The organism is Sphingobium sp. 22B, from assembly GCF_001580035.1.
GTDB lineage: Bacteria > Pseudomonadota > Alphaproteobacteria > Sphingomonadales > Sphingomonadaceae > Sphingobium > Sphingobium fuliginis.
The window spans coordinates 1-1,491 of record NZ_LTAB01000071.1 but is presented as its reverse complement, the minus strand read 5'-3'; the positions used below and the strand labels follow the sequence as shown (position 1 = coordinate 1,491).

Sequence of the window (1,491 nt, the reverse complement as noted above, 5' to 3'; positions counted from 1 at the left end):
GGAACGCGTTGCGGCATCGGCCAATCTTTTCCTGGATGGTTTGTTGGGTGAGAAACGGCGCAAAACAGGATGGATGCGTGCAGAGGCGGCCGGAGATCCTGAGCCCTGGCGACAGCGGGCCATTCTGGGTCGCGGACGCTGGGACGCGGATGCGCTGCGTGACATCGTGCGTGACTATGTCGTGGAAAACCTTGCCACAGCTGACGCGGTCCTGGTCATCAATGAGACCGGCTTTCTCAAGCAGGGCAAGTCCTCCTGCGGTGTCGCTCGTCAATACACGGTGAGTAGCCCCTAGATTTCTGGACGCCTTCTATCCTAATTTTGAGGACAGGAGACGACGATGGGGAAGCCCAATTTCAGCGATGAGTTCAAGCGTGATGCGGTGGCCCAGATCACCGAGCGCGGGTATCCGGTAGCGGAGGTTTCCGAGCGGCTCGGCGTCAGCCAGCATTCGCTGTACGCATGGAAGCGGCAACTGGCGAAGGTGGTGTCTGGCGATGCCGGCAAGGATGCCGAGATCCGTCAGTTGAAGCGCGAGTTGGCCCGGGTGACCGAGGAGCGCGATATACTAAAAAACGATCGCGGGTTTGGCCCGCCTGTTCGCGGTAGAAACGGGCCGTGGTATGATGGCAGGCGGAGGGTCGCGGCCGTTAGCTTATTGGTGGTGTGATACCCCGTTAAAAAACGTGGCCCGTGGGCATTTGCGTACTTGAGAGTGGTGGCGCCGTCCTCGGCGACCCCGGTTAGGAAGATGACGGTTTGCATCGCCCATACCCTCCAGTTGTGATGGAGGAATGGAGTGAACAAATCAAAATCGGGCGGCATTGACGCTCTACCCATGCTGTCGCCTGGCGCGGCAGCCATTGATATCGGTTCGACCATGCACATGGCGGCGGTCAATCCCGATGTCGATGATCGCCCGGTCGTATCGCTCCGGTGAGGGCCGCCTTGCGGTGATCGGCTGATATTTCGAGATGGTACCGGTGCAAGCGCCGGTGTTTGCACCGATACTAAGGACGGTGCGATGAGTCAGATCACGGTAATTTCGGGGCCGGAGCGGCGACGTGTATGGACCGACCAGCAGAAGCGCACACTCGTCGCGGCGGTTTCGGCGCCCGGTGCTAACGTGGCGGAGATTGCCCGCCGTGCCGATCTGCGGCCGAACCAGATCTACAGATGGCGGCGGCAGATGGGGCAGGCAGCCCAAGGCTTTGCAGAAGTGCAGGTGCAGCCCGATCCGATGCCAGTGACCGGATCGGCGATCACTGTGGAGTTCGAGCGGGCGATCGTGCGGATAACTGCTGGCGCCTCGCCGGGGCTGGTGTCGGCAGTACTGCGGTCGGTCAAGCCGTGATCCCARTCCCCTCCGGCGTTCGGATATGGATYGCRACGGGGCACACGGACATGCGGCGTTATGCGGCGCGTGGGATTATGTGGAGTCCTGGGCGGCCAGGCTAATTTTACTTAATAAATACATGCTGATGAGAGATC

At 60.6% G+C, this 1,491-nt stretch carries 2 protein-coding genes and 2 pseudogenes; all 4 read left to right on the top strand.

Going from position 1 to position 1,491, the window contains the following annotated elements; translation table 11 throughout:
* A pseudogene (locus tag A0J57_RS24955) lies at positions 1 to 289 on the top strand (transposase); the annotation flags it as partial.
* A 51-nt stretch (positions 290 to 340) separates the two neighbouring features.
* A pseudogene (locus A0J57_RS24950) lies at positions 341 to 574 on the top strand (transposase); the annotation flags it as partial.
* 225 nt (positions 575 to 799) lie between these two features.
* The gene (locus A0J57_RS26770) at positions 800 to 940 is read left to right on the top strand and encodes a hypothetical protein (protein WP_157035906.1); all 141 of its coding nucleotides are present in this window, start codon (positions 800 to 802) and stop codon (positions 938 to 940) included.
* 84 nt (positions 941 to 1,024) lie between these two features.
* Complete coding sequence (locus A0J57_RS24945) at positions 1,025 to 1,354, top strand: transposase (protein WP_046766339.1); 330 nt, start codon at positions 1,025 to 1,027, stop codon at positions 1,352 to 1,354.
* Positions 1,355 to 1,491 lie beyond the last annotated feature (137 nt).

Bases quoted from the DNA above. Each gene is read 5' to 3' on its own strand.
- A0J57_RS24945 (WP_046766339.1), top strand. From the start codon at position 1,025: ATGAGTCAGATCACGGTAATTTCGGGGCCGGAGCGGCGACGTGTATGG.